Annotated in this window: 24 protein-coding genes; 15 read left to right on the top strand and 9 right to left on the bottom strand. The window is 36.4% G+C overall.

Going from position 1 to position 25,081, the window contains the following annotated elements; all coding sequences use genetic code 11:
* The first annotated feature begins 26 nt into the window (after nucleotides 1-26).
* From MR053_RS03735 to MR053_RS03700, 8 genes are all read left to right on the top strand, one after another.
* Complete coding sequence (locus MR053_RS03735) at nucleotides 27-167, top strand: FeoB-associated Cys-rich membrane protein (protein WP_242131117.1); 141 nt, start codon at nucleotides 27-29, stop codon at nucleotides 165-167.
* A gap of 121 nt (nucleotides 168-288) precedes the next feature.
* Entirely contained in the window at nucleotides 289-948 is a 660-nt protein-coding gene (locus MR053_RS03730) for a metal-dependent transcriptional regulator (protein WP_242131116.1), read from the top strand.
* Nucleotides 941-1,738 carry a transporter gene (locus MR053_RS03725; RefSeq protein ID WP_242131115.1) on the top strand — a complete coding sequence of 266 codons (798 nt, stop codon included), beginning with the start codon at nucleotides 941-943 and terminating at the stop codon, nucleotides 1,736-1,738. The genes MR053_RS03730 and MR053_RS03725 overlap by 8 nt, the downstream gene beginning before the upstream one ends.
* Before the next feature lie 3 nt (nucleotides 1,739-1,741).
* Nucleotides 1,742-2,647, top strand: a complete 906-nt coding sequence (locus tag MR053_RS03720; RefSeq protein WP_242131114.1) for a metal ABC transporter solute-binding protein, Zn/Mn family — start codon at nucleotides 1,742-1,744, stop codon at nucleotides 2,645-2,647.
* A 91-nt stretch (nucleotides 2,648-2,738) separates the two neighbouring features.
* Complete coding sequence (locus MR053_RS03715; protein WP_242131113.1) at nucleotides 2,739-3,476, top strand: metal ABC transporter ATP-binding protein; 738 nt, start codon at nucleotides 2,739-2,741, stop codon at nucleotides 3,474-3,476.
* A gap of 341 nt (nucleotides 3,477-3,817) precedes the next feature.
* Nucleotides 3,818-4,945 (top strand): metal ABC transporter permease, encoded by a 1,128-nt coding sequence (locus MR053_RS03710; RefSeq protein WP_242131780.1) that lies wholly within the window; start codon nucleotides 3,818-3,820, stop codon nucleotides 4,943-4,945.
* On the top strand, nucleotides 4,938-6,098 hold the full coding sequence (locus tag MR053_RS03705) for a metal ABC transporter permease (protein ID WP_242131112.1): 1,161 nt from the start codon (nucleotides 4,938-4,940) through the stop codon (nucleotides 6,096-6,098). The genes MR053_RS03710 and MR053_RS03705 overlap by 8 nt, the downstream gene beginning before the upstream one ends.
* 52 nt (nucleotides 6,099-6,150) lie before the next feature.
* Entirely contained in the window at nucleotides 6,151-6,510 is a 360-nt protein-coding gene (locus tag MR053_RS03700) for a YraN family protein (protein ID WP_223551933.1), read from the top strand.
* Between the two features lie 4 nt (nucleotides 6,511-6,514).
* Here the strand turns inward: MR053_RS03700 and MR053_RS03695 are convergent, their stop codons facing one another.
* The 3 genes from MR053_RS03695 to MR053_RS03685 all read right to left on the bottom strand — a co-directional run bounded on the left by MR053_RS03695 (nucleotide 6,515) and on the right by MR053_RS03685 (nucleotide 12,256).
* The gene (locus MR053_RS03695) at nucleotides 6,515-7,861 is read right to left on the bottom strand and encodes a TlpA family protein disulfide reductase (RefSeq protein WP_242131111.1); all 1,347 of its coding nucleotides are present in this window, start codon (nucleotides 7,859-7,861) and stop codon (nucleotides 6,515-6,517) included.
* 76 nt (nucleotides 7,862-7,937) lie between these two features.
* Nucleotides 7,938-11,351, bottom strand: coding sequence for a transcription-repair coupling factor (gene mfd, locus MR053_RS03690; RefSeq protein WP_242131110.1), 3,414 nt, complete (start codon nucleotides 11,349-11,351; stop codon nucleotides 7,938-7,940).
* Between the two features lie 386 nt (nucleotides 11,352-11,737).
* A complete protein-coding gene (locus MR053_RS03685) occupies nucleotides 11,738-12,256 on the bottom strand; it encodes a ferritin (protein WP_242131109.1) in 519 nt (172 codons plus the stop codon).
* 220 nt (nucleotides 12,257-12,476) lie between these two features.
* Here MR053_RS03685 and MR053_RS03680 point away from each other — a divergent pair, with 220 nt between their 5' ends.
* Nucleotides 12,477-12,908 (top strand): tellurite resistance TerB family protein, encoded by a 432-nt coding sequence (locus tag MR053_RS03680; RefSeq protein ID WP_223551937.1) that lies wholly within the window; start codon nucleotides 12,477-12,479, stop codon nucleotides 12,906-12,908.
* Nucleotides 12,909-13,188: 280 nt separating this feature from the next.
* Here the strand turns inward: MR053_RS03680 and MR053_RS03675 are convergent, their stop codons facing one another.
* The 5 genes from MR053_RS03675 to metG all read right to left on the bottom strand — a co-directional run bounded on the left by MR053_RS03675 (nucleotide 13,189) and on the right by metG (nucleotide 19,837).
* The gene (locus tag MR053_RS03675) at nucleotides 13,189-15,315 is read right to left on the bottom strand and encodes a Tex family protein (protein ID WP_242131108.1); all 2,127 of its coding nucleotides are present in this window, start codon (nucleotides 15,313-15,315) and stop codon (nucleotides 13,189-13,191) included.
* An 89-nt stretch (nucleotides 15,316-15,404) separates the two neighbouring features.
* Nucleotides 15,405-16,109, bottom strand: coding sequence for an OmpA family protein (locus tag MR053_RS03670; RefSeq protein ID WP_242131107.1), 705 nt, complete (start codon nucleotides 16,107-16,109; stop codon nucleotides 15,405-15,407).
* 10 nt (nucleotides 16,110-16,119) lie between these two features.
* Nucleotides 16,120-16,590, bottom strand: coding sequence for a lipocalin family protein (locus MR053_RS03665; protein ID WP_242131106.1), 471 nt, complete (start codon nucleotides 16,588-16,590; stop codon nucleotides 16,120-16,122).
* A 184-nt stretch (nucleotides 16,591-16,774) separates the two neighbouring features.
* A complete protein-coding gene (locus tag MR053_RS03660) occupies nucleotides 16,775-17,659 on the bottom strand; it encodes a DUF6268 family outer membrane beta-barrel protein (RefSeq protein WP_242131105.1) in 885 nt (294 codons plus the stop codon).
* 42 nt (nucleotides 17,660-17,701) lie between these two features.
* Nucleotides 17,702-19,837 (bottom strand): methionine--tRNA ligase, encoded by a 2,136-nt coding sequence (metG, locus tag MR053_RS03655; RefSeq protein ID WP_242131104.1) that lies wholly within the window; start codon nucleotides 19,835-19,837, stop codon nucleotides 17,702-17,704.
* Nucleotides 19,838-19,894: 57 nt separating this feature from the next.
* Here metG and MR053_RS03650 point away from each other — a divergent pair, with 57 nt between their 5' ends.
* Nucleotides 19,895-20,923: a S66 peptidase family protein gene (locus tag MR053_RS03650; protein ID WP_242131103.1), complete on the top strand. Its 1,029-nt coding sequence runs from the start codon at nucleotides 19,895-19,897 to the stop codon at nucleotides 20,921-20,923.
* A 180-nt stretch (nucleotides 20,924-21,103) separates the two neighbouring features.
* Complete coding sequence (locus MR053_RS03645) at nucleotides 21,104-21,343, top strand: hypothetical protein (RefSeq protein ID WP_242131102.1); 240 nt, start codon at nucleotides 21,104-21,106, stop codon at nucleotides 21,341-21,343.
* Nucleotides 21,344-21,732: 389 nt separating this feature from the next.
* Here the strand turns inward: MR053_RS03645 and MR053_RS03640 are convergent, their stop codons facing one another.
* A complete protein-coding gene (locus MR053_RS03640) occupies nucleotides 21,733-22,476 on the bottom strand; it encodes a TerB family tellurite resistance protein (protein ID WP_242131101.1) in 744 nt (247 codons plus the stop codon).
* A 211-nt stretch (nucleotides 22,477-22,687) separates the two neighbouring features.
* Between MR053_RS03640 and MR053_RS03635 the strand changes: the two genes are divergently transcribed.
* The 4 genes from MR053_RS03635 (at nucleotide 22,688) to MR053_RS03620 (ending at nucleotide 25,081) form a co-directional block, all read left to right on the top strand.
* Nucleotides 22,688-23,098, top strand: a complete 411-nt coding sequence (locus MR053_RS03635; protein ID WP_242131100.1) for a BrxA/BrxB family bacilliredoxin — start codon at nucleotides 22,688-22,690, stop codon at nucleotides 23,096-23,098.
* A gap of 161 nt (nucleotides 23,099-23,259) precedes the next feature.
* Complete coding sequence (locus MR053_RS03630) at nucleotides 23,260-23,655, top strand: hypothetical protein (protein WP_242131099.1); 396 nt, start codon at nucleotides 23,260-23,262, stop codon at nucleotides 23,653-23,655.
* A 21-nt stretch (nucleotides 23,656-23,676) separates the two neighbouring features.
* The gene (locus tag MR053_RS03625) at nucleotides 23,677-24,420 is read left to right on the top strand and encodes a lysophospholipid acyltransferase family protein (RefSeq protein WP_242131098.1); all 744 of its coding nucleotides are present in this window, start codon (nucleotides 23,677-23,679) and stop codon (nucleotides 24,418-24,420) included.
* Entirely contained in the window at nucleotides 24,410-25,081 is a 672-nt protein-coding gene (locus MR053_RS03620) for an HD domain-containing protein (protein WP_242131097.1), read from the top strand. Before MR053_RS03625 ends, MR053_RS03620 begins: the two co-directional genes overlap by 11 nt.

Here is a 25,081-nt window from a genome sequence, read left to right as displayed (position 1 = left end):
ATAGACCTCTAACGTCATAAAGCATTATGAACCATATTATCCAAACCATATTAGTAATTGCTGCATTGGTTTTGGCTCTTCTGTTTTTAGTCAAAAAATTCTTTTGGAAAAAAGCTTCAAAATCCAAAAAATCCTGTGGCAGTGATGATGGTTGCAGCTGTCATTAACACCAACCTATTCAAAGCAACAAAACATTTAATTAGTTACAAATTTGCGTGTAAACTAATTTTTTTTGCTACATTTGAAAAATTTTTAAGCATACTTAAATATTATTTAAAGTGATTATAAATGTCTATAGCCATTGAAAATTTTGTAAAGGCCATTTACAAAAACGGAAAACGAGATAAAAACGACACTAAACCTGGTAGCATTGCTAAAGAATTGGGAATATCGAGTGCTGCAGCAACCGATATGGCACAAAAGTTAGCGGCAAAAGACATCCTGCACTATGAAAAATACCAAGCATTAAAGCTAACTGAGAAAGGCAGGAAAATAGCATTAAATGTTGTTCGTAAACATCGTCTTTGGGAGTCGTTTTTATTTAAAACCTTCGATATGTCCTTGCATGACATCCATCGTGAAGCTGAATTATTGGAGCATCAAACCTCAAATTTCTTGGCCGATAAAATCAGTGCGTATTTAGGGAATCCCAAATTTGATCCACATGGTGACCCTATTCCTAATGCCAATGGAGAAATCACCACGACAGATACCTCCATTATGTTGTCCAATGCCAAAGAAAGCAAAACGTATGTCATCTCCCGTTTAATGAGTGATGACAAGGAGTTCTTTGACTTTTGTTCACAACATGGCTTAAAATTTGGCAATACTGTTTTGGTTTCAAAACAGTTCAGCAAAAATAAAATGACACAAATACTAATAAACAATAACACCATCATTTTAAATGAAGATTTTACCTCAATTATTTATGTTAACAAAAATGAATAAAATTACCTTACTAATAGTCGCATTTACAGTAATGGTTTCAGCAGTTGCACAAGAAACACAAAATTCACCCGGAACCTTAATAACCGATCGCCCTGATGCTACCGAATCCCCCAATACAGTCCCAGTAGGCTACTTGCAAGTTGAAACTGGAGCCTTTTTTGAAAGTTTTAAAACAGGAAGCACAAAGTTTGAAGATTTTACCCTAAACACCTCATTGGTTAGAATTGGGCTTCTAGACAATTTAGAGCTACGCTTGGGGTGGGATTTTGTTGAAAGTTCCATAAAACTAAACGGTTCAAAATTAGATCATGTTATGAGTGGTTTTAGTCCTATGCTTTTTGGAGCAAAAGTTAATATAGCACATGAAAAAAAGGGCTTTCCAGAAATCGGACTTATTGGCCATGTGTTCTTGCCATTTACCGCAGGTAAAGATTACAAACCAGAAACCACAGGCATTGATTTTCGCTTTGCTTTTGCCCATACACTTAGTGAAAATTCCAGCTTATCCTATAACATTGGTGCCCAATGGGGTGACGATTCACCTGAAGCGGCTTATGTGTATACCATAGCCTATGGAGTAGGCATTACCAACAAACTTGGTGCCTATGCAGAGTTATACGGTGACCTCCCCGAGAACCATAATGCCAATCATTTTTGGGATGCCGGCTTAACCTATTTAATTTCAGATAGCGTGCAATTGGATGCCACCTTTGGTTCAAGCATTACAGAAGGACAAGATATTTTATTAAGTGGAGGCATTAGCTTCAGAATCCCTACTAAAAAACATTAGAACATGAAGAGAACTTTCCTATTATTTACAATTACATTAACTGTTTTCGGTTGTAAAAACCCCAAGAAAGACAACTCAAAACTAAACGTAGTTACCACAACCACAATGATTACAGATTTGGTTAAAAATATTGGTGGAGACCATATCAATCTGCAAGGCTTAATGGGCAGTGGGGTTGATCCGCATTTATACAAAGCCAGTGAAGGCGATGTTAGCAAATTGGCTAATGCCGATATTATTTTTTACAACGGACTGCATCTAGAAGGCAAACTAGTGGAAGTGTTTGAAAAAATGAAGAATAAAAAAACCATTGCCATTGCTGATGCTTTAGATAAAAGCACATTGATTGGTTCTGAATATTTTGCCTCCAATTTCGATCCGCACATATGGTTTAATATCGAGTATTGGAAACAAGCCACGCAATTTGTGGTTAAAACCCTTACTGATGCTATTCCTGAACAAAAGGAAACCTTTAAAACCAATGGAAATAATTATATTAAACAATTAGACGCTCTAAAAAATAAACTTGAAACGGTTATTGAAACCTTACCAAGAGAAAAGCGTATTTTAGTAACAGCACACGATGCTTTCAATTATTTTGGTAAAGCCTTTAATTTTGAAGTGGTTGGACTACAGGGTCTATCGACAGCTACTGAAGCCGGTGTTCAGGATGTACAAAATTTGTCAGCCTTCATTATAGAACACCAAGTAAAGGCTATTTTTGTAGAAAGCTCTGTACCAAAACGGACCATTGAAGCCTTGCAAGCATCTGTAAAATCGAAAGACCACGATGTTACAATAGGCGGAACATTATACTCTGATGCCCTAGGAGATGCTGGCACAATAGAAGGCACCTATATTGGTATGTTTGAGTATAACGTGAATACTATCGTGAATGCTTTAAAATAAGATATCATCAAAAGCGAAGCGTTGAATCTAATATTTGGTTTTCTAATAAGATTCTTTAGTCGTTGTTCCTTTTGAATGACAATATATAAATATGGAAAACAAAATAGCAGTACAAGTAGACGATTTAACCGTAGCCTATAACTACAAACCTGTACTGTGGGACATCGATTTAGAAATCCCCGAAGGTGTTCTTATGGCTATCGTTGGTCCGAACGGCGCTGGTAAATCCACATTAATCAAATCTATTTTAGGTATTTTAAAACCCATTGCCGGTAGTGTTAGCATTTATGGTAAACCTTATGATATGCAACGTTCTCTTGTTGCCTATGTTCCTCAAAAGGGAAGTGTGGACTGGGATTTCCCAACTACAGCTTTAGATGTGGTTATGATGGGAACTTATGGTAGTTTGGGTTGGATAAAGCGCCCGGGGCAAAAAGAAAAGAAAGCAGCCCTGGAAGCCTTAGAAAAAGTTGGCATGTTGCCGTTTAAAAACCGCCAAATAAGTCAGTTATCAGGCGGACAACAACAACGTATTTTTTTAGCACGAGCCTTGGTACAGAACGCTTCCATATATTTTATGGACGAACCTTTTCAAGGGGTTGATGCTACAACCGAAATAGCTATTATCAACATCTTAAAAGAGCTTCGTAAAGCAGGAAAAACTGTCGTTGTAGTCCATCACGACCTTCAAACTGTTCCAGAGTATTTTGATTGGGTCACTTTTTTAAACGTAAAAAAAATAGCTACGGGTCCTGTTAAAGATATTTTTAACGATGATAATTTAACCAAAACCTACGGTATCAATTATAAAGTAAGCATACAGGAGTGATACAATGTTCAGTTGGCAGTAGGCAGTCTCATTAAACTGAGTTCACTCAAATGAATAAACAAAATAATTGAAGAGGAAAAAAGACAGTATAAAACCAAGTCACAATTCAATTCGTAGAATTGATTGCCAAGGCGCAGAATAGATACAAAAAAGCTCCGAGAACAGGAGAATGATAGTTCGACACGGATTTTTCGAATCGGTTTTTAGTTTTTGTCAAAACTAAAAAATTCCTCGACTTGGATGTTCTTTTTTGATTCGTTTTTTGGACAAGCAAAAAATGAATATAACATACAATTTAAAATTTGCGAATTAAGGAAGAGATTCCTGTTTTCGCAGGAATTATGGATATAACAGAATACATACAATTAGTTTTTACAGACTATACCCTCCGCACCATTACCTTGGGAACTGCCATACTAGGTGCTGTTACGGGTATGTTGGGCAGTTTTGCTGTATTGCGCAAACAAAGTTTGTTGGGCGATGCCATTTCGCATGCTGCTCTTCCTGGTATAGCCATTGCCTTTTTAATTACAGGAGCAAAGGATAGTAATATATTATTACTAGGAGCTTTGGTAAGCGGCCTCATAGGTACTTTTTGGATTCGGGGTATTATAAAGAAAACACATTTAAAATCAGATACCGCTTTGGGGTTGATTTTATCCTTGTTCTTTGGTTTCGGTATGTTATTGCTCACCTTTATTCAAAAACAACCCAATGCCAATCAAGCAGGATTGGACAAGTATTTATTTGGTCAAGCAGCCACCTTAGTGGAAAGTGATGTATGGATGATGACCCTGGTAACAGGCATTTGTTTTTTTGTACTACTATTATTCTGGAAAGAATTCAAGATTCTTTTATTCGATGCCGATTATACCAAAACCCTTGGATTTAATACAAAGTTTATTGATGTTTTAATCACTACATTTATTGTTTTGGCCATTGTCTTGGGGTTACAGACCGTTGGTGTAGTTTTAATGAGTGCTATGCTATTAGCTCCCGCCGCCGCTGCTCGACAATGGACCAACAGTTTGGGTCGTATGGTTATTATAGCTGCCTTATTTGGATCCTTATCGGGCGTTTTTGGTACTGCGGTAAGTGCCAGTCAAAACAATCTATCTACTGGCCCTGTTATTGTTATTATTGCTGGAATTTTTGTGCTAGTTTCTTTTGTTTTTTCGCCCAGTAGGGGTTTGTTGTTTAAGCAAATTCGGTTTATAAAAAACAGACGGGATTTGCAACTCCACAAAACTTTGTCGTTTATGTACAACATTGTTAAAACCCATGACGATATATCGCATCCGCATGCCATTAAAATCTTAAATAATTTTCAAGGGTATACCAAAGAGACGCTTCAAAAGCTCGTTAGAAAAAATTACGTGCATTTGGAGGGCAATCAATGGAGTCTAACTAAGGAAGGTTTTAATACTGCAGCCAATTTGTACAATCAACAATCTAAAACCGATGAGTAGTGCCCAAATAGAAATACAAGTTATTGCCAGTTTGGTTGCCATTGCCTGTGCCATCCCTGGAACGTTTTTAGTGTTACGTAAAATGGCCATGATTAGTGACGCCATAAGTCATTCTATATTGCCCGGTATCGTTATTGGTTTTTTTATTACCCAAGATTTAAACTCCCCGCTTCTTATTCTACTAGCTGCGATTACTGGAATTATTACCGTGGTTTTGGTGGAATACATTCAAAAAACAGGTTTGGTGAAGGAAGATACGGCCATAGGCTTGGTCTTCCCTGCCCTTTTTAGCATTGGTGTTATATTAATAGCTAAAAATGCCAACGACGTCCATTTAGATGTTGATGCCGTACTATTGGGCGAACTGGCTTTTGCCCCTTTTGATAGGTTAATCATTTATGGAGTTGATGTTGGCCCAAAATCCCTATGGATTATTGGGTGTATATTATTAACAACCCTTGGTTTGTTATCTGCTTTTTTTAAGGAACTAAAAGTGAGCACTTTTGATGCTGGATTAGCGGCTTCTTTGGGGTTTTCACCAGGAGTGATCCATTATGGACTCATGTCTGTATCGTCTGTAACCACTGTTGGCGCCTTTGATGCTGTTGGTGCCATATTAGTCGTGGCTTTAATGATTGCGCCAGCAGCCACCGCTTATCTATTGACTACAAATTTAAAGCGCATGCTTGTTTATGCCATGTGCTTTGGAGTTTTTAGTGCCATAATGGGGTATTGGCTGGCCCATATACTGGATGCTTCAATTGCTGGTTCTATTACCACCATATTAGGCCTTATATTTTTTGTGGTATACCTCTTTGCCCCAAGTAAAGGTATTATTGCCGTTTTATTTCGTGAGAAACAACAACGTACTGAAGTTTTCCTGTTAACCTTTTTGCTTCATCTTAAAAACCATAACGAGGAAGGAGAACGCCATGTCAATCATTTAAATGAGCATATCAATTGGCAAAAGGTTCGTAGTAAAACAGTATTGGATTTAGCCTTGAAAAACAATATGATTACGATTAACAATAAAATTGTTTCATTAACAGAAAAAGGCAACGACTTTACTGCCCAAGCTATCGACTACATTATCACTAACGAAGACACCCAAATTGAACATATGAAAGATGATTTCTTTTTGTTTAGAGGATGAATTAATATCTTAGATACCGCGTTTTAGAAACCATTTAGATCTAAAAAAACTTATGGCGCAACACAACCAACTCGGTAAAAAAGGTGAACAACTGGCTGTAGACTTTCTACTGAAAAAAGGCTATGAGATTGTAGAACGCAACTTCCGTTTTGAAAAAGCAGAAGTGGATATTATTGCTCAGTACAATGACACACTTGCCATTGTAGAAGTAAAAACCCGCTCCTCGGCGGATTTTGGCAACCCCCAGGATTTTGTAAAACCCAAACAAATTAAAAATTTGGTGAAAGCTGTTGATGAATATGTTACCGTTAACGATTTAGACGTCGAGGTTCGGTTCGATATTATCGCCATTGTTAAAAACGGTAAATCCTTCGAAGTTGAACACTTAGAAAATGCGTTTTATCATTTTTAAATTTCTATAAGTCTTTGGTAAACCAGGCTTTCAAAGCTTCAACATCTTCTGGTTTGGAAATAATTTTCTTGTCCTTGTCCAAAATAAAATAAGTAGGCGTTGCCGTTACACCATAGCTGTTCCCTATCTCATTATCCCATTTACCCTTTCCATAAATATGTATAAATTCAGGGTAGTTCAATTTCAACGTTTTCCATTTAATATCTTCATCTTCAATGGCTATAGCAATAACTTTAACCAATCCTTTTTCTAGTGTTTTTGCAAATGCTTGAAGCCTAGGAATTTCATCCAAACAGTATGAGCAGGTAGTACTCCAAAATACAACAACATAGTTTTTATACTCTGAAAGTTCACTTAATCTTTTAATAGTTTTTTTACCCTCTTTGGTCATTTCAAATGAAAAATCCGGAGCTTCATTTCCAACAGAAGTATCCTTATAAACCATTAACCCATTTAACAAGTGTTGATCGTTTAGGGCGACTGCGATATCCATTAAGTAGGTTTCGGCTAGGTAATTAGCTACTGCTTCTTTGTTTAGGTCAACCATCTGTTGCCATAAATCGACTAATAAAATACGTTTTACTTCAAGCGGTGTTGGTTTTAAAACCGTACAAAATACATCAATATTATCTTTATAATTGTTGATTTCGTCTTTGGTTTTTGAAAACATCCCAAAGACATAATTAAGCATTTTCTCTTCTAAAAAACTAGAGCTTTGAAGTATTTTATTGTTAAAATCGATATAATCAAAATAATGGTCTTTTAACTGCTTGACATAAGTTTTAAAATCAACATACTTCTTTGGAATATACGGTTTATTCGCTTTAATAAATTGAAAAACAATACTGCCCTTAGCTGTTTTTTCGAAATTTTCTTGAGTTTCTTTTTGGGTTTTAAAAATAGCTTTTAAAGCTATAGTATCTTTATTTTGTTGACTATAATAATTTGCTATGGCTTGTGTTACCATAGCCATACTGTTGGTATAAGAGGCTAATAATCTGTTTTCAAAAGACTTTTGAAATGTAACGCCAGTTTCAGCATTAAAAGTTAACTCAACATCTTCCTTGGCGTTGTAGATCACATCGAAATTATAGTCTTCCTGAGGAATGGCATACACTATTTTATATATGCCCTTGGTCATTGTGGAGTCTAATTGAAATTGAAAACTACCATCTTCTTTTATCTCTGAACTGGCAATATAATTTGAAACCGTTGGCATCGATTTATATAAAAGCACCACATTGTAGTCTTCAGCAGGCGAGAACACCCCCTTTATGGTATGTTGGGCCAAAAGCAAACTCGGCAACAAAAAGAATGTTAATACTAAACGTTTCAATTTTATTTTTTTCATCGGTCAGATGTAATTCGCCAATAATCATCTCTGCAGATATAAAGATTTGCTATGGTTCGTTTCATAAAATCAACAATTAAGCCACAATAGATTTTAAAACCTGCAATGCATGTTTAACCGTTTTGATGTTTTCAAAAGTAAGCATTAAACGCAACCCTTTTCTAGTTTGCTTTTCTTTCATTCTGCATACATTGGAATGTGTTTGAACAAACTGTAATACTTTTGTAAATGCAGAACTCTGATAAAAACTACTTTGTTGATCACTAATAAAATATCCAATAAACTTACCTTGTTTCATCACCACTTTTTCCAACCCTATCTTAGTAGCCAACCACTTTATTTGAACACTATTTAATAAATCGGTTACTTGTGGTGGCAATGCTCCAAATCGATCCGTCAAAGACGCTTCAAAAGTATGCAATTCTTCTTCGGTTTTAATATTATTAAGCTGAGTGTACAGATTTAATCGTTCAGTTATGTTATTCACGTAACTATCTGGAAATAACAACTCAAAATCGGAATCGATAGTAACATCCTTTACAAAAACTTTATCTTCTTTTTGGTCTTGATATAGGTCTTTAAATTCATTTTCCTTAAGTTCTTCAATGGCTTCATTTAATATTTTCTGATAAGTATCAAAACCTATTTCATTGATAAAACCACTTTGCTCGCCTCCCAACAAATCCCCTGCCCCACGTATTTCCAAATCCTTCATGGCTATATTGAAGCCACTGCCCAATTCTGTAAACTGCTCTAAGGCCGTAATACGTTTTCTGGCATCTTCGGTCATCGCCGAATACTCTGGTGTGATGAAATAGCAAAACGCTTTTTTGTTGCTTCGCCCAACCCGACCTCGCATTTGGTGCAGATCACTCAACCCAAAATTATTAGCATTATTAATAAAAATGGTATTAGCGTTGGGGACATCAAGTCCACTTTCCACTATAGTTGTGCTTACCAGCACATCGAAGACACCATCCATAAACGCCAGCATCAACTGTTCCAATTTTTTGCCTTCCATTTGTCCATGACCAATACCAATTTTGGCATCTGGAACTAAACGCTGAATCATCCCAGCGACCTCCTTTATGTTTTCAATCCGGTTATGGATGAAAAAAATCTGTCCGCCACGCTGAATTTCATAACTTATTGCATCCCTAATGGTTTCTTCATTAAAGCGAACAACATGGCTTTCTATGGGATAACGGTTTGGTGGTGGTGTAGTAATCACCGATAAATCACGAGCCGCCATTAAGCTAAACTGAAGTGTTCTTGGTATAGGCGTTGCTGTTAAGGTTAATACATCTACATTTTCCTTTAAGGTTTTTAACTTCTCTTTTACAGCGACACCAAACTTTTGCTCTTCGTCCACAATTAATAATCCCAGATCCTTAAAATTCACATTTTTATTCACCAGTTGGTGTGTGCCAATAATAATGTCTACACCGCCTTTTTCAAGGCCCTCTAAAGTCAATCTTTTTTCTTTAGCCGTTCTAAATCGATTAAGATAGTCTACATTTACAGGAAAATCTTTTAACCGCTGTGAAAAGGTTCGGTAATGTTGATACGCCAAAATAGTTGTGGGGACTAAAACGGCAACTTGTTTGCCATTATCAACTGCTTTAAATGCCGCCCGAATGGCCACTTCTGTTTTACCAAAACCTACATCGCCACATACCAACCGATCCATTGGGCGTTCACTTTCCATATCAGCTTTAATATCGGCTGTCGCCGTACTTTGGTCGGGCGTGTCTTCATAAATAAACGAGGCTTCCAACTCGTGTTGCATATAGCTGTCTGGATGGTATTGAAATCCTTTTTCGGTCTTACGTTTAGCATACAGCTTAATTAAATTGAATGCAATATGTTTGACTCGTGTCTTGGTCTTTTCTTTTAGGGTTTTCCAAGCATTGCTTCCCAACTTGTAAATTTTGGGAGGTTTGCCATCCTTGCCATTAAACTTCGTGATTTTATGTAGTGAATGGATGCTTAAATACAAAATATCACGCTCTCCATAAATAAGTTTTATAGCTTCTTGTTTTTTCCCTTCTACGTCAATTTTTTGAAGCCCTCCAAAACGGCCAATCCCGTGATCGATATGGGTTACATAATCGCCTATATCTAAATTGGTAAGTTCCTTTAATGTAATGGCCTGCTTTTTGGCATAACTGTTTTTTATATGAAACTTATGGTAACGCTCAAAGATTTCATGATCGGTATAACACACTATTTTATTATCGTGGTCTATAAACCCTTGGTGTAAGGATAAAATAACGGTTTTGTATTGCTTGACATCTAAATGAGCATCGTCAAAAATATCATGAAATCGCTTGGCTTGTTGTTCGCTTATACAAGCAATATAATTGGTATAGCCTTTATCGTTATTAGCATTTAAGTCCTCAATAAGTAAATTAAACTGTTTGTTGAAGGACGGTTGGGGGGTGCTGTTGAATACTATTATATTCTCATTACGAGGAGCTTGCGACGTGGTAATCCCATCTTTTGACAAAGATTGCTTCATTTCATTCGCAATGACGCTCCTGCTAAAAAAAGAAGTGCCCCCAAACTCAATAATCGAAAAACCCAATAACTGTTTCTTAAGTTCCTGAGAATCGCAAAACAGTTCATGGGGTTCTACATGTTTTATATAAGAAGTCAACTTTTTAAAGGCCTTTTCGGCTTTGGTATAAAAATCGTCTATTCTCGAAAAGAGTAAATCGGCATTTTTTAGACCTATTACCGTTTTTTGGGCAATGTAGCTTAAAAAACTTTGTCGTTTTTCCTCCAAAAATTTGTTGGCCACATTGGGAATAATATTAATCTTTTTAATCTGGTTTAAGGAAAGCTGTGTTTCCACATTAAAAGTCCTTATACTATCAACCTCATCACCAAAAAACTCAATGCGATAGGGTTCATCATGTGAAAACGAAAAGACATCAACAATACCTCCCCTAACGGAAAACTCGCCAGGTTCGGTTACAAAATCCACACGCTTAAACCGATATTCAAACAGGACTTCATTAATAAAATCGATGGACAAGCTTTCTCCAACCGAAATATTTAAGGTATTACGTTCCAACTCTCTTCGGGTTACTACTTTTTCAAAAAGAGCATCGGGATAGGTAACAATTATAGCTGGTTTTTTTTGGGAGTTGATGCGGTTTAACACCTCAGCACGTAATAGCACATTGGCATTATCGGTTTCCTCTATTTCGTAAGGCCTGCGGTAACTCCCAGGATAAAACAACACATCCTTATCATTAAGCAGTTGTTCTAGATCATTCAGGTAGTGGGCCGCTTCTTCCTTATCGTTGAAAATGAGCAGAAAAGGCTTTTGAGCATCCTTAAAAACACTTGATATTACGAAAGAAAATAACGAACCAACTAAGCCTTTTGCATGTGTTTTTTGTTTGGGATGGACAATAGCAGTCTGCAGATTTTGCGTTTGCAAAGCCTGTGCAAAAGTTTGGGAGAGGGTAATTTTACTCACCTAATGTTGTTTTGGGTTGCAAAGATAATATTTCAAACCGATTATATAATGCTTAAAAAGAACCCTATCAACCTAGAAACAAAATTTATTAAAAAAGCGAACCTTTTGAGTTCGCTTTTTTATGCTACTTTTTTTAGCAAATCGAAACACGGACATTTTTTACAACGCTTCATGTCACACTTCTTATATTTTTTACAGCAACTCGTTTTTACATTACATGAAGTAATAAGCCCCAATTGCTGCAGTTTTTTAATCTTTTTCTTTTGCTTCTTTTTTCCCAAACCTTATAGGTAATAAGAGACTGTCCAAATTTCAAAACAGCTTCTAGAGATTTATTACAAAAGTATGTTATTTTTATTAAATCTAAATAAGATTACGTGTTAAATTTATTCTGGATTATCCATTGAAGCAGAATTCACTGTTAGATTCACAATATCCCTGTCAAATAAGTATAAACCTCCTTTATCGTTTCCAATAAGGTTTATTTTATCCAAAATGGTTCTAGCCATGGCTTCTTCTTCAATTTGTTCAGACACATACCATTGCAAGAAATTATGTGTGGCATAATCTTTTTCCTGAAGGGTAATATGTACCAAATTGTTAATACTTTCGGAAACAAAAACTTCATGCTCGAAAAGCTTTTCAAACATTTCCTTAAAGGATTCGAACGTAACATTAGGAGCCTTTAATTCCGAAATATGGGCATGTCCACCACGTTCGTTCACGAACTTAACCAATTTAAGCATGTGATCACGTTCTTCATTGGACTGATCGTACATAAATCCTGCAACGCCTTCCAAACCTTTTACCTCGGCCCAACATGCCATAGCTAAATAAATTTGCGAAGATTCTGCCTCAATACGAATTTGATCGTTTAGTGCCTTTTCTATAGATTTTGATAACATGATATTGTTTTTTTCAAAGTTACGGAAATATTTAGCTTATGTAAAATCTTTCGGTCATTACCTTTACCTAAAAATGTGTTAAAATTCTAGTTGTTTTTTAATCTATTAATTTCAAAAAAACAATGAAAAAAGCCTTGGAGTATCGACCAAAAAATTAAAAATTCAGCTTAGTTTGTTAAAAAAAATATGTAGGTTTGCAGCATTAATAAAGAATAAAAATATGTCTATTTCAGATTTATTTGATAGTGGATTTAAAAAGCGTAATGAGGATCATTTTGCTGCAATTGTGCGTGTAGCTATGGACGATGGTGTGATTACCGATGAAGAAAAAGCGTTTTTGGATCGTTTGGCTCGCAATTTAGATATTAGTGATACAGAATATAAAACTATCTTAAAGGATTATCAATCGCATCCCATCAATCCGCCTGTATCTTACGACAGTCGTTTGGAACGCTTATATGATTTAGCTCGAATGGTATATGCTGACCATATTAGGGATGAGCATGAAGAAGCCTTACTTAGAAAGATTGCAGTTGGGCTAGGGTTTCATGCAGTAAATGCAAAATACATAGTGGATAAGGCACTAACATTAGTGCATAATGGTGCAGACCTAGATACTTTTATGGACCAAATAAAAAATATGAATAGATAATAATAGTAGAACTATCATACAATTAAAAGCGTCCAACACCATTGGACGCTTTTTTTATGGGAAAATTTGAATGTTTTTTGAGAACCAATTTTAAAAAGTAAAGATAGAGCCGTTGAAAAGTAAAAAATTGATTAAAAGATTTTTGACATAACACTCGAAGTATCCTTAAGGCGGAGAAGATTTCTTTTTGAATTAATTTTTGAGCTAAAACAGTTGTATTATATAATGAATAGGTTCAAATTCTGCAATTTCAGCAATGAATGTGTCACTGTTTTGAAACCTATTTATGCAACTTCAACTGAATTCTCTTTCGTGGCACATCGATTTCCAATACTTTTGCAATAATTTGTTGGTGTAAATGTACATGGTCGTTCACATCTTTTACAAAGCTATCCGAGAGGTTGGACACATGGATCAAACCACTTTCTTTAATACCAATATCGACAAAAGCACCAAAATTGGTAATGTTGTTTACAATACCGGGCAGTAATTGGCCTGCATGTAAATCGGTAATCGTCTTGATGTTTTGATTAAAGGTAAACACCTTGACCTGCTCCCGAATGTCCAATCCGGGTTTTTCAAGTTCCTTGGCAATATCTTCCAATGTAAGTAGACCAATGGTTTTGGCACAATAGGCTTTTAAATCGATTTGTTTGATGAGGCTTGCGTTACCGATTAAGTCCTTTACTGTTTTACCCAAATCCTTGGCCATTTGCGCAACTAAACCATAACTTTCGGGATGTACCGCCGAATCATCCAACGGATTGTCGGCCTCCTTAATTCGTAAAAAGGCTGCACCCTGTTCAAAGGCTTTATCGCCCAAACGGGGCACTTGTTTGATTGCTTCACGGGATGCAAATGCTCCATGTTCGCTTCTATAGTTTACGATATTTTCAGCCAGTTTAGGCCCTATTCCCGAAACATAACTTAATAAGCTTTTGCTAGCAGTATTAAGGTTTACGCCAACGGCATTTACACAGTGCTCTACGACGGTATCTAGCGATTTTTGCAGCTTGGTTTGGTCGACATCGTGTTGGTATTGCCCCACCCCAATGGATTTGGGGTCTATTTTCACCAATTCGGCCAAAGGGTCTTGTAAGCGCCTTCCAATGGACACCGAACCACGAACAGTAACATCATAGTTGGGAAACTCCTCACGGGCTATTTTTGAAGCAGAATAAATACTCGCTCCAGCCTCTCTCACCACAAACACCTGGATATCATTTTTAAATCTAATCTTTCTAATGAGTGCTTCGGTTTCCCGTGATGCTGTACCATTACCAATGGCAATGGCTTCTATTTTATAGGCATCACTAAGCGAACTGATTTTTTTCATCGCCCCCACACTATCATTCTTTGGTGGATGTGGATAAATGGTTTCATTATACAACAATCCGCCTTGGGCATCTAAACACACCACTTTACAGCCCGTGCGATACCCTGGATCGATAGCCAATACCCGCTTTTCTCCTAAAGGGGAACCCAACAGTAATTGTTTTAAGTTTTTCGCAAATACGGCAATGGCTTCATCATCGGCTTTAGTTTTGGAATTTTGGAGGGCTTCATTACCCAGAGATGGCAATAACAAGCGTTTATAGGCATCTTTAATGGCTAATTGAATCTGTTCTGCACAAGCGTTATTCGAGCGTATTAATCGGCTTTCCATGTTGTCCAACACCCGCTCATCATCAATTTCAATTTTGGTCTTGATGAACCCTTCGGTTTCGGCTCGTAAAATAGCCAACAAACGGTGTGAAGAGATGCGGCTTAAGGATTCGTTCCGATCGAAATAATCCTTAAACTTTTGAGCCTCCACCAAAGACTCCTTAACTTTAACAACCTTGGTGGAAATGCTTGCAAAACGTTCCAGTTGGTAACGGATGTTGTTCCTTATATCGGTACGCTCGTTAATCCATTCGGAAATGATATGGCGTGCACCTTCTAAAGCATCACCAGCAGAACTTACTTCGCCTTTTACATATCTATATGCCGCCGACTCCAAATCGTTAGCATTCTGCGCCATAATGATTTTTGCCAAAGGTTCTAACCCATTTTGTCGTGCCTTTTCAGCTTTGGTCTTGCGGCTTTTTTTATAAGGTAGATAGAGATCTTCCAGTGCTGTTAAATCTGTTGTCGCTTTAATTTTTTGCTCCAATTCTGGAGTCAATACCTCTTGTTCAGTCAAAGCTTTCAATATGGTGTCCTTGCGCTTTTCTAAAGCTTCAAATTGCTCCTTGAATTTTACAATTTCACCAATTTGAACCTCATCTAAATTGCCTGTGCGTTCTTTTCGGTAACGGGAAATAAACGGAATGGTACAAGCTTCATCAAGTAAGTCAACAGTATTTTTAACCGACTTTTCTGGAAGTTGGCTATGGGAAACGATATAAGAAATAAGGGCTGTCATGGGTATAAACTAATAAAGAGCGAAAATAACAAAAACCAAAAAGGCTATCCAAAAACAGATAACCTTTCTTTCATCATCAATCAAACAATCTACTCGCCTGCTTGTTTTTTAGCGTCTTCAATCATTTTTTCGTTTGGCAAAATGGCCACATTAACACGTCTGTTTTTTGCCCTTCCTTCAACGGTTGCGTTATCGTGCATAGGTTGTGTTTCTCCAAACCAATTGGTAACCAAACGATCTGAACTCACACCATTATTTTTGAAATAATTCGTTACGGCATAGGCCCTGTTTTTAGACAAGGTCATGTTGTAATCGGCATCACCTGTACTATCGGTGTGTCCAACAACCAATATGTTGGTATCTGGAAATTCCTTAAACACGCCTGTTAGTTTATTCAATGTGGTTTGTGAGGCACTATTAATATTATATTTATTGGTGTCAAAATACACCCCACTACCTTCATCGAAGGTCACGACTATACCATCATCGACACGTTCCACTTGAGCACCAGGTATTTCTTCTTCAATTTTTTGAGCCTGTTTATCCATTTTAGCACCAATGAGCACACCAGCCGTACCACCAACAACACCACCTATTACAGCGCCTAATTCGCCATTACCACCTTTACCTACATTATTTCCTATAATGGCTCCGATCACAGCACCTCCTGTAGCACCAATAACCGCTCCTTTTTGTTTATTATTGGCATTTTGTACTGCCTTACAATTGGTAAAACTAATAGCTAAAACGACTGCAAGCATCAAGATTTCTATTTTTTTTATAATTGTTCCCATATTTTAAGTCTTATTGTTTAGTGAAATTCATGTTGATCATAAATGGCTTGTCATCTATATAGACAGTTTGCTGCCATTGCATTTTTGCATCGGACAAACTGGTGAGTTTTAAACGAAAGCCTTGATTGGTTTCGGACTTGCCTTTTTCATTTGTTGGCTTCAACAAGAAATCGTAAAGTCCAGTTTGCTCATCTATTTCTTGAATTGTAAAATTGAAATAGCGTATTCCTGTTGAGCAGCCAGCATTAACAATATTATAAGTACCTGTATTGTTATTAGGCACAAAGCTCCACGAACTACCCTCAAAACAATCTTTTGAAACATCATTTAACAAGGTCACATTATAAGTTCCTAAAAGACTATAATTTATAGTATTTAGCACCCAATCACCTTTTATTACTTTTTTAGATTCACGTACCGTTTTTGATGTTCCGCAAGAAAACAATCCCACAGAAATTATGAGTATCAATAATTTTTTCATAAAGTTGATTTTAATATCAAGAATAACCTTATTGGTATTCTACAATGGTTAATCATACATATTTACGAAGACGAGAAATTCTATAGATGTTAAAAAAGTTATAAATATTTTAAAATATTCATAATCAATTAATTGAAGTATTAAAAACTTTAATACAAACTATTATACTAAAGCTACAGAAGACTTAATCAAAATAAATTCGGTAGATAAATTCAACTTTAGCAAATAAAGTGCCATTCATTTTTGGATTCAATCGTGTCCTATCATCTCCAAAGGCAAAAGCTATAAATTTAAAATTAACTTTATCTCCATTTTCAAAGACTTTATGTTCGTTGTGTGCATATCCCAGTTTAAGTCTAAGTAAAACATTTTTATATAATTTATTGAATTGAAGATAACCAGCAAACTCCCAGCGGTTTTGTTCTACATAGGTATTTAAACTGTTTTCAGGTTCCAAATTGTAACTTCTTTCAATCCCAAAGTAGTCAAAACCCAAAGAAACCTTGCCATAATTATAATTTAAATTGGCTGCCACTGGCAAGGATATATCTGCTTCAAATTTGTCATTAGGCGAAACAAAATAAAATCCCAATATGGGCGTAAAAGTCATCCCAAATGCTTCACTGGAAGTATAAAGTCCATATCGGTAAAATAGATTATTGCTTTTTTTCTTTTTAAGAATTGCAAATCCTCCAATGTAAAAGTCATCAGAGGTTATGGAGGAATAATCTGAAGCTACTTTTGGCAACAAAACTATGGTACAACTCCATTTTTCAGAAAAATTGCTAACAATTCCTACCCTTAAAGTCGTACTGTAAAGATTCGTTCTAACAGTATCAGAATAAAGCATTAAATTGTTGAAATCAAAATTTAAACCACTAATGAATGTGTATTTTTGATTAATCACTTTTGGAAATATTAATCCTGCTTCCAACGTATTTACAGTAGTACTTTCTGAAGTATTTTCAAACTTAGAATCAAAAGAATAAGCATAGCTTAGCTTGACTAAATCAGCATAGTTTTGAGAGCATGCTGCGATAGGTAATAATAGAAATAATAAAACCTTCATCAATATTATTTTACTTTTAAAGGTAAAATAATTAATTGAAAATCAGCTTATTTTCAATCCATTAGATGCAGTAGTATCATCAGGATTAACAAAAATGAGTTTTCCTTCTGGTGTTTCGGTCATTAAAATCATCCCTTGGCTTTCCACACCTCGTAACGCTCTTGGGGCAAGGTTAACTAAAACCGTCACCCTTTTTCCAATAACTTCTTCGGCAGTAAAGCTTTCTGCTATTCCAGACACTATGGTACGGACATCAATACCTGTATCGACTTTAAGTTTGAGTAACTTTTTGGTTTTCGGCATTTTTTCGGCTTCCAAAATGGTCCCTACTCGAATATCCAACTTGGTAAAGTCCTCAAAAGTAATGGTGTCTTTTTGAGGCTCTACCGTTTTATTAGCAGCCTCGTTAGCTTTTTTACTAGCTTCTAATTTATCGAGCTGCTTTTGGATGGTTTCGTCTTCAATTTTAGAGAACAATAATTCTGCTTTGCCTATTTGGTGTCCTGCAGATAATAGTACTTCTTTGGTTGAAATATCGTTCCAAGTTAAACCGTCATTGCGAAACTCATTTTTATGAGTTGAAGCAATCTCTTTACTTGATGAGATAACTACGTCGCTTTGCTCCTCATTATGATGCATTCTTAATATTGCTTTTAATTTTTCGGAAGTGAACGGTAAAAATGGTTCGCTTAAGGTTGCCAAGGCCGAAGCAATTTGAAGGGCAACATACATAATAGTCTTGGTACGCACCTCATCTTCTTTAATCTTTTTCCAAGGCTCTTCGTCGGCTAAATATTTGTTCCCCAAACGCGCCAAGTTCATCAATTCCTGCCCTGCTTCCCTAAAACGGTAACGCTCAATGGAACTTTCTATTACATCGGGATACGCCCTTACGGCTGCCAAGGTTTCTTCATCAATCTGAGAAAACGCAGCTGGTTCTGGCACCACACCATTATAATATTTATTGGTCAATACCACCACACGATTTATAAAGTTTCCAAATATAGCTACCAATTCGTTATTGTTCCTTGCTTGAAAATCTTTCCAAGTAAAATCGTTATCCTTAGTTTCTGGTGCATTTGCATTTAAGGCATAACGTAATACATCTTGTTGTCCAGGAAATTCTTCCAAATATTCTGGTAACCAAACCGCCCAATTTTTAGAGGTTGATAACTTATTGCCTTCTAAGTTTAAAAATTCATTCGCTGGAACATTATCTGGTAATATGTAACTACCTTCAGCTTTTAACATCGCTGGAAAAATAATGCAATGAAATACAATGTTATCCTTTCCTATAAAATGTACTAGTTTGGTGTTTTTGTCTTTCCAATACGGTTCCCAATCCTTACCTTCTCGTTCTGCCCATTCTATGGTTGACGAGATATAGCCTATTGGTGCATCGAACCACACATACAACACCTTACCCTCACCTCCTTTTACGGGGACTGGAATGCCCCAATCAAGGTCACGTGTCACAGCACGAGGGCGCAAACCGTCATCAATCCACGATTTTACTTGTCCATATACATTAGGTTTCCAATCTTTTTTATGGCCCTCTAAAATCCACTCTTTTAAAAAATCTTCATGCTTATCTAAAGGTAAAAACCAGTGTTTGGTTTGTTTTAAAGTTGGTGTATTACCTGTTAATGTCGATTTCGGATTAATTAAATCGGTAGCATTATGGCTGGTACCACAGTTCTCACATTGGTCGCCATAACTTTCTTCGTTTCCGCATTTTGGACAGGTACCAATAACAAATCGATCTGCCAAAAACTGATTGGCCTGTTCATCGTATAACTGTTCGGTAGTTTCCTCGATAAATTCACCTTTATCATATAATGTCTTAAAAAAATCTGATGCTGTTTTATGATGAATCGGTGCAGATGTACGGGAATAATTGTCGTATGTAATGCCAAAATCCTCGAACGATTTTTTAATAATGGCATGATATTTATCGACAATATCCTGTGGTGATACGCCTTCATTTTTGGCCTTAATGGTAATAGGGACACCATGTTCATCACTACCTCCAATAAAAGCTACATCATGGCCTGTTAAACGCAAATAGCGTGCATAAATATCAGCAGGTACATATACTCCTGCCAAATGTCCTATATGAATGGGGCCATTGGTATAAGGCAATGCGGTGGTAATGGTATATCGTTTTGGTTGACTCATCAATACTAAATTTTCAAGCCGTAAAAGTACACATTTTAAGAGCCATTTAGAAAAAAAATGTACATTTACAATATGTCTAAAATCTCATTAACAATCCTGCTGTGTTGCACGTTCTTTTTATTCAAAAAAGAATCTGTTGTAGCACAAGAACTGCTAAATAAAACAACAACCTTGAAACGACCACCATATCTTAAAATAGGAGATACAGTTGCTATTGTAGCTCCTTCTGGGATTTTAAAAAATCGAAATAATGAAATTGAACAAGCTAAACAACTGCTTAAAAGCTGGGGGTTGAATGTGGTTGTAGGAAAACATTTGTTTAACCAAGCTAATCACTTTGCAGGTACTGATGATGAACGTTGTGATGATCTACAAAAGGCCATGGATGATCCAAAAACCAAAGCCATTTGGTGTGCTCGCGGAGGTTATGGTACTGTTAGGATTTTAGATAAGCTCAACTGGACCAAATTTAAAGAAACCCCAAAATGGGTTATTGGATATTCCGATATTACAGTACTGCACAACCAAATCCATAATGAGGGTATCGAAAGTATTCACGCTATAATGTGTGCCAGTTTACAAGATGATTTAACGGAAATTGAACAATCTATTTCAACCTTCAAGGAGGCTGTTTTTGGAAAACCATTAAGCTATACCTTAGAAGGTTCGAAATACAATAAATCAGGCTCTAGTTCTGGACAATTAGTTGGTGGCAACCTAACCTTGTTACATACTATGTTAGGTTCTAAAACCAGTATTGATACATCAGGAAAAGTTCTGTTTATTGAAGAACTAGGGGAATATAAATACCATATCGACCGCATGCTACAAAGTTTAAAGCGTGCGGGATATTTTGATAATTGCAACGGACTTATTGTAGGTGATATGACTAAGCTTCGAAGAAACACCACCCTTTGGGGAACTTCCATCCAACAGCTTATTTTAGATACTTTGTCCAGTTTTAACTTCCCAATAGCTTTTAACATGCCTGCTGGACATGAAAAAGATAACAGAGCACTAATTTTAGGAAGAACAGTTAAGTTAACAGTAAGTGATCAACAGGCTACTGTGACTTTTGAAGAATAAAATTGCTCTCGCCAGATACAACCCCTTAATTTACAGCGTTTTTCGTCCTTTAAAAGTTACACTTCGTAGAATAATCGTTGATTGAACGGTAAAATACTGAAAATCAACTATTTTTTTTAGGACTTAAATCGTTATGCCATAATCTTGTAGTGTAATAATTTTATAAAACCCCAAATTATCATGAAAACATTACAATCTTTATTCGCAGCTATTTTGCTTTTATTGTCATTTAACGTAAAAGCAGATGACATGACTTTAAATACCAACTTAAACCTTTTTAATCCAGATGTTCGTAAATGTTTAGTAGAAGCCTCAAAAGCTGAAGGTTGGGAATTAAAATCTGTTTACCTTAATGCAAACCATGAAATCGTTATGATTTTTGACAAAGGAGAAGAAACTAAAATTTATAAAAGCAGGTAATTACTAAAGTATTTCAAGGAACCGGATACAGATAGGTGTAAAAATGAAGCTGTTAACTTAAAATCTGATTTTTCTAGATTTCGGTTGAGTATAATCTGGGCTTCATGACACATATTGGAAGCATCTTGTTTACTTCCTCCTTGAGACAGGATAAGAGTTTCTATTTTGGAAAAAAGATTATAAAGCTTGCTGATTTATCGTCACTCATGATTAAAAGTTTCAGGATTTTTTGTAATGTTCCTAAAACGGGTTTATTTCTTAATGATCAAAACCTTAATAGGTTCTCCATACTAAGCAACAAAATTTATGCCTGATAAAATTTTAAGATAATAATAAGTCTGTTCTTATTCCTAAAAAATGGATTCCCACCTTCGCGGGAATGACAAAAACTAAAATTCCCGCTCCTTCTGCAACTGCTCGTAGGCGTCTTGGACTTGCCTAAATTTTTCTTCGGCACCTTTGCGGTGTTCTTCTCCAAGGTGGATTATCCTATCTGGATGGTACTTTTTAGCCATCTTACGATACGCTTTTTTAATATCTTCGTTCGTGGCGGTTTTATCGATTTCCAAAATCTTATAGGCATTGTCACTACTGTTATAGAACATCGCTTTAATACTTTCATAATCTGCAGGGCTAATCCCCAAATACCCAGACATGACGTGGATTTGTTGCTCTTCGCCTTGGGTAACCACCCCATCGGCTTTGGCTATACCAAATAAAAAATGGACCAATTGCAATCGCGATGGATGTTGCATCATTTGACGAATTTGCATGCATACCTGTCGCGTAGAAATATTTTGTTGTCTATTAATTTCCTTAAATAATCGAAACGCATGGTTTGCTCGTTCCTTTCCATACATACTTACAAACTGCTGACGCACAAAATCCAATTCGCGTTGGTCTTGCTTACCATCGGCCTTAATAATTATAGAGGCTAAAATAAGTAAACTCACTTCAAAGTCCCCTGGTTGTGTTACTGGTTGCTGTCTGTAAATGCGTTTTGGTTGTTGCTCAAAACCCATTTCCTTCCCCAGGGAGTCTACCATACCGCCTACAGCCAATCCAATAATAGCACCTATAGGGCCTCCAAATGACCACCCCAAAGCGGCACCAATCCATTTTGAAAAACTCATGTAATTATCAATTTTATTTATCGTCAAACCTACATATAAATTAACAATCCAAAAAGTAAATCAATCAATTTGGTAGGTTCACTCAGACCTATATTGACAAAATGTTAAATGTCTGAGTAAATATAATATTAGTTAGTAGATTACCTCCTGTTTTTGTTACACAATTGGTATCTTTGCACACCTAAAACGTTTTTTATTAAAATTTAAAAATATGTACCCAGCAGAATTAGTAAAACCAATGCGTGAAGACTTAACACGTGTTGGATTTGAAGAATTACAAACCGCCGATCAAGTTGATGTGGCTTTGGCAAAAGAAGGTACCACGCTTGTGGTTGTAAACTCAGTATGCGGTTGTGCCGCTGCCAATGCGCGCCCTGGAGCTAGAATGAGCCTACAAAACGCCAAACGTCCAGACCATATTGTTACCGTTTTTGCCGGTGTTGATAAGGAAGCCGTGGAAAAAGCACGAGAATATATGATCCCGTTTCCACCTAGCTCACCTAGTATGGCCTTGTTTAAAGATGGTGAGTTGGTGCACATGTTGGAGCGTCATCATATTGAAGGACGTCCTGCAGAATTGATTGCCGAAAATTTAATGGATGCTTATAACGAACATTGTTAGAAGCCTCTCTCCCTATCCCTCTCTCCAAAAGACAAAGGGAATACTCAATTGAAAAAGTTAAACCACATTGGTTCACGAGCGTAGTCGAAGGACAATGTGGTTTTTTTATATCCTTACGCAACCTTTTCTTTATATGAACATCTATTAGGTAAAAAATTGCTATGAAAAATTCTTTTTTTGCTGCTATTTTGCTTCTTCTTTGTTTAAGTTTTACTGCTTTTCAATGCGATGATGATGCTCCGTTAACCCAAGAACAAGAACTTGCCCAATTACAAGATTTTAAATCTGAGATTGAAGCTATGGTCAACTTATCGATTTGTAATGAAACTACAGAATGTAAATTTATTGCCTTTGGAAGTAAACCTTGTGGTGGACCTTGGTCCTATCTTATTTATTCAACATCAATTGATGTGAGTGCTCTAGAAGCTATGGTGCAAGATTATAATGCTAAGGAACAAGCCTATAATCAAAGATGGAACGTTGCTTCAGACTGTGCTTTAGTTCAACAACCTTCTAGTATAACTTGCGAAAACAACACCTGTGTTGCTGTGTACTAATATTTAGTTTACTTTTGGGACATGTTAAAACTTTTATCATATCCCTTAACCAGTATTTATTATCTATTATTTGGGTTGACCCTTGTTTTTTTTCATCCTATTCAATGGTTTTGTTTTAACATTTTTGGTTACAAAGCCCACAAAGTTAGTGTCGATATTTTACAATTTTGTCTCTTAAAATGCACTCATATATTAGGTACACGGTTTACGTTTAATAATCCTCATAAGATTAGCACAGGGCAACCACTTATTATTGTGGCCAACCACCAAAGTTTATACGATATATCACCAATTATGTGGTATATGCGAAAGCACCATACCAAATTTATAAGCAAAGAGGAATTAGGTAAAGGCATCCCCAGTGTATCCTACAACTTGCGTCACGGGGGGTCGGTGTTGATCGATAGACAAAACCCAAGACAATCCCTTCCTGCTATAATGAAATTTGCCGAATATATTGAAACCACCAAACGTGCAGCCGTTATTTTTCCCGAAGGTACCCGAAGTAAAAATGGTATTCCCAAACCCTTTCAAACTAAAGGACTGGAAATGTTGTTTAAAAAAGTACCATCGGCCTTGGTTGTGCCTATTTCAATTAATAACTCTTGGAAAATGCAACGTTACGGATGGTTTCCTATGGGATTGGGAACACACATCAAGCATACGGCACACAAACCATTAAAGGTATCGGATTTTGAAAATAAATTAGATTTAATTTCCCAAATAGAAACCACCATCAAAGACCATATCTACATTGAGCACTAATAAAGAACACCATAAAACCCTTATTAGCAAAACTAAAACCTTTGTAAAACAAACTCTGGCCAATGCCGAAGGTGGACACGATTGGTTTCATACGTTGCGGGTGTACCATAATGCCTTGCTCATTTCAAAAACAGAAACAGTGGATATTTTCGTTGTTGAATTGGCTGCCTTATTACATGATATTGCCGATAGTAAATTTCACGAAGGTGATGATACCATCGGCCCTAAAATGGCACGAGAATTTTTATTTCAATTGAATGTGGATTCCCAAACCATTGAACATGTGGTAAAGATTATCGAAAATATATCATTCAATAAATCTCTCGGTAACGACATGTTATTTGTTTCCGAAGAACTAAAAGTAGTTCAAGATGCAGACAGGCTTGATGCGATTGGTGCGATTGGTATTGCTCGCGCCTTTAATTATGGTGGGTTTAAAAACAGGCCACTTTTTAACCCAGAGACCAAGCCCAATCTTAATATGAGCGAAGCTGAATACAAAACCTCAACAGCGCCCACCATTAATCATTTTTATGAAAAATTGTTACTTCTTAAGGACAAAATGAACACCAAAACGGGCAAGCAAATTGCTAAAAAACGGCATGCTTATATGGAACAGTTTTTAGAGCAGTTTTACGATGAATGGGGTGGTATAAAGTAG

Source organism: Aestuariivivens marinum (assembly GCF_022662175.1).
Classification (GTDB): domain Bacteria; phylum Bacteroidota; class Bacteroidia; order Flavobacteriales; family Flavobacteriaceae; genus Aestuariivivens; species Aestuariivivens marinum.
The sequence above is the reverse complement of the archived record's forward strand: the minus strand, read 5'-3'. Positions and strand labels throughout refer to the sequence as shown.

Excerpts from the sequence above, each read along its gene's own strand:
- MR053_RS03735 (WP_242131117.1), top strand. The coding sequence starts at position 27 with ATGAACCATATTATCCAAACCATATTAGTAATTGCTGCATTGGTTTTG.
- MR053_RS03730 (WP_242131116.1), top strand. The coding sequence starts at position 289 with ATGTCTATAGCCATTGAAAATTTTGTAAAGGCCATTTACAAAAACGGA.
- MR053_RS03725 (WP_242131115.1), top strand. The coding sequence starts at position 941 with ATGAATAAAATTACCTTACTAATAGTCGCATTTACAGTAATGGTTTCA.
- MR053_RS03720 (WP_242131114.1), top strand. The coding sequence starts at position 1,742 with ATGAAGAGAACTTTCCTATTATTTACAATTACATTAACTGTTTTCGGT.
- MR053_RS03715 (WP_242131113.1), top strand. The coding sequence starts at position 2,739 with ATGGAAAACAAAATAGCAGTACAAGTAGACGATTTAACCGTAGCCTAT.
- MR053_RS03710 (WP_242131780.1), top strand. The coding sequence starts at position 3,818 with ATGGATATAACAGAATACATACAATTAGTTTTTACAGACTATACCCTC.
- MR053_RS03705 (WP_242131112.1), top strand. The coding sequence starts at position 4,938 with ATGAGTAGTGCCCAAATAGAAATACAAGTTATTGCCAGTTTGGTTGCC.
- MR053_RS03700 (WP_223551933.1), top strand. The coding sequence starts at position 6,151 with ATGGCGCAACACAACCAACTCGGTAAAAAAGGTGAACAACTGGCTGTA.
- MR053_RS03695 (WP_242131111.1), bottom strand. The coding sequence starts at position 7,861 with ATGAAAAAAATAAAATTGAAACGTTTAGTATTAACATTCTTTTTGTTG.
- MR053_RS03685 (WP_242131109.1), bottom strand. The coding sequence starts at position 12,256 with ATGTTATCAAAATCTATAGAAAAGGCACTAAACGATCAAATTCGTATT.
- MR053_RS03680 (WP_223551937.1), top strand. The coding sequence starts at position 12,477 with ATGTCTATTTCAGATTTATTTGATAGTGGATTTAAAAAGCGTAATGAG.
- MR053_RS03675 (WP_242131108.1), bottom strand. The coding sequence starts at position 15,315 with ATGACAGCCCTTATTTCTTATATCGTTTCCCATAGCCAACTTCCAGAA.
- MR053_RS03670 (WP_242131107.1), bottom strand. The coding sequence starts at position 16,109 with ATGGGAACAATTATAAAAAAAATAGAAATCTTGATGCTTGCAGTCGTT.
- MR053_RS03665 (WP_242131106.1), bottom strand. The coding sequence starts at position 16,590 with ATGAAAAAATTATTGATACTCATAATTTCTGTGGGATTGTTTTCTTGC.
- MR053_RS03660 (WP_242131105.1), bottom strand. The coding sequence starts at position 17,659 with ATGAAGGTTTTATTATTTCTATTATTACCTATCGCAGCATGCTCTCAA.
- metG (WP_242131104.1), bottom strand. The coding sequence starts at position 19,837 with ATGAGTCAACCAAAACGATATACCATTACCACCGCATTGCCTTATACC.
- MR053_RS03650 (WP_242131103.1), top strand. The coding sequence starts at position 19,895 with ATGTACATTTACAATATGTCTAAAATCTCATTAACAATCCTGCTGTGT.
- MR053_RS03645 (WP_242131102.1), top strand. The coding sequence starts at position 21,104 with ATGAAAACATTACAATCTTTATTCGCAGCTATTTTGCTTTTATTGTCA.
- MR053_RS03640 (WP_242131101.1), bottom strand. The coding sequence starts at position 22,476 with ATGAGTTTTTCAAAATGGATTGGTGCCGCTTTGGGGTGGTCATTTGGA.
- MR053_RS03635 (WP_242131100.1), top strand. The coding sequence starts at position 22,688 with ATGTACCCAGCAGAATTAGTAAAACCAATGCGTGAAGACTTAACACGT.
- MR053_RS03630 (WP_242131099.1), top strand. The coding sequence starts at position 23,260 with ATGAAAAATTCTTTTTTTGCTGCTATTTTGCTTCTTCTTTGTTTAAGT.
- MR053_RS03625 (WP_242131098.1), top strand. The coding sequence starts at position 23,677 with ATGTTAAAACTTTTATCATATCCCTTAACCAGTATTTATTATCTATTA.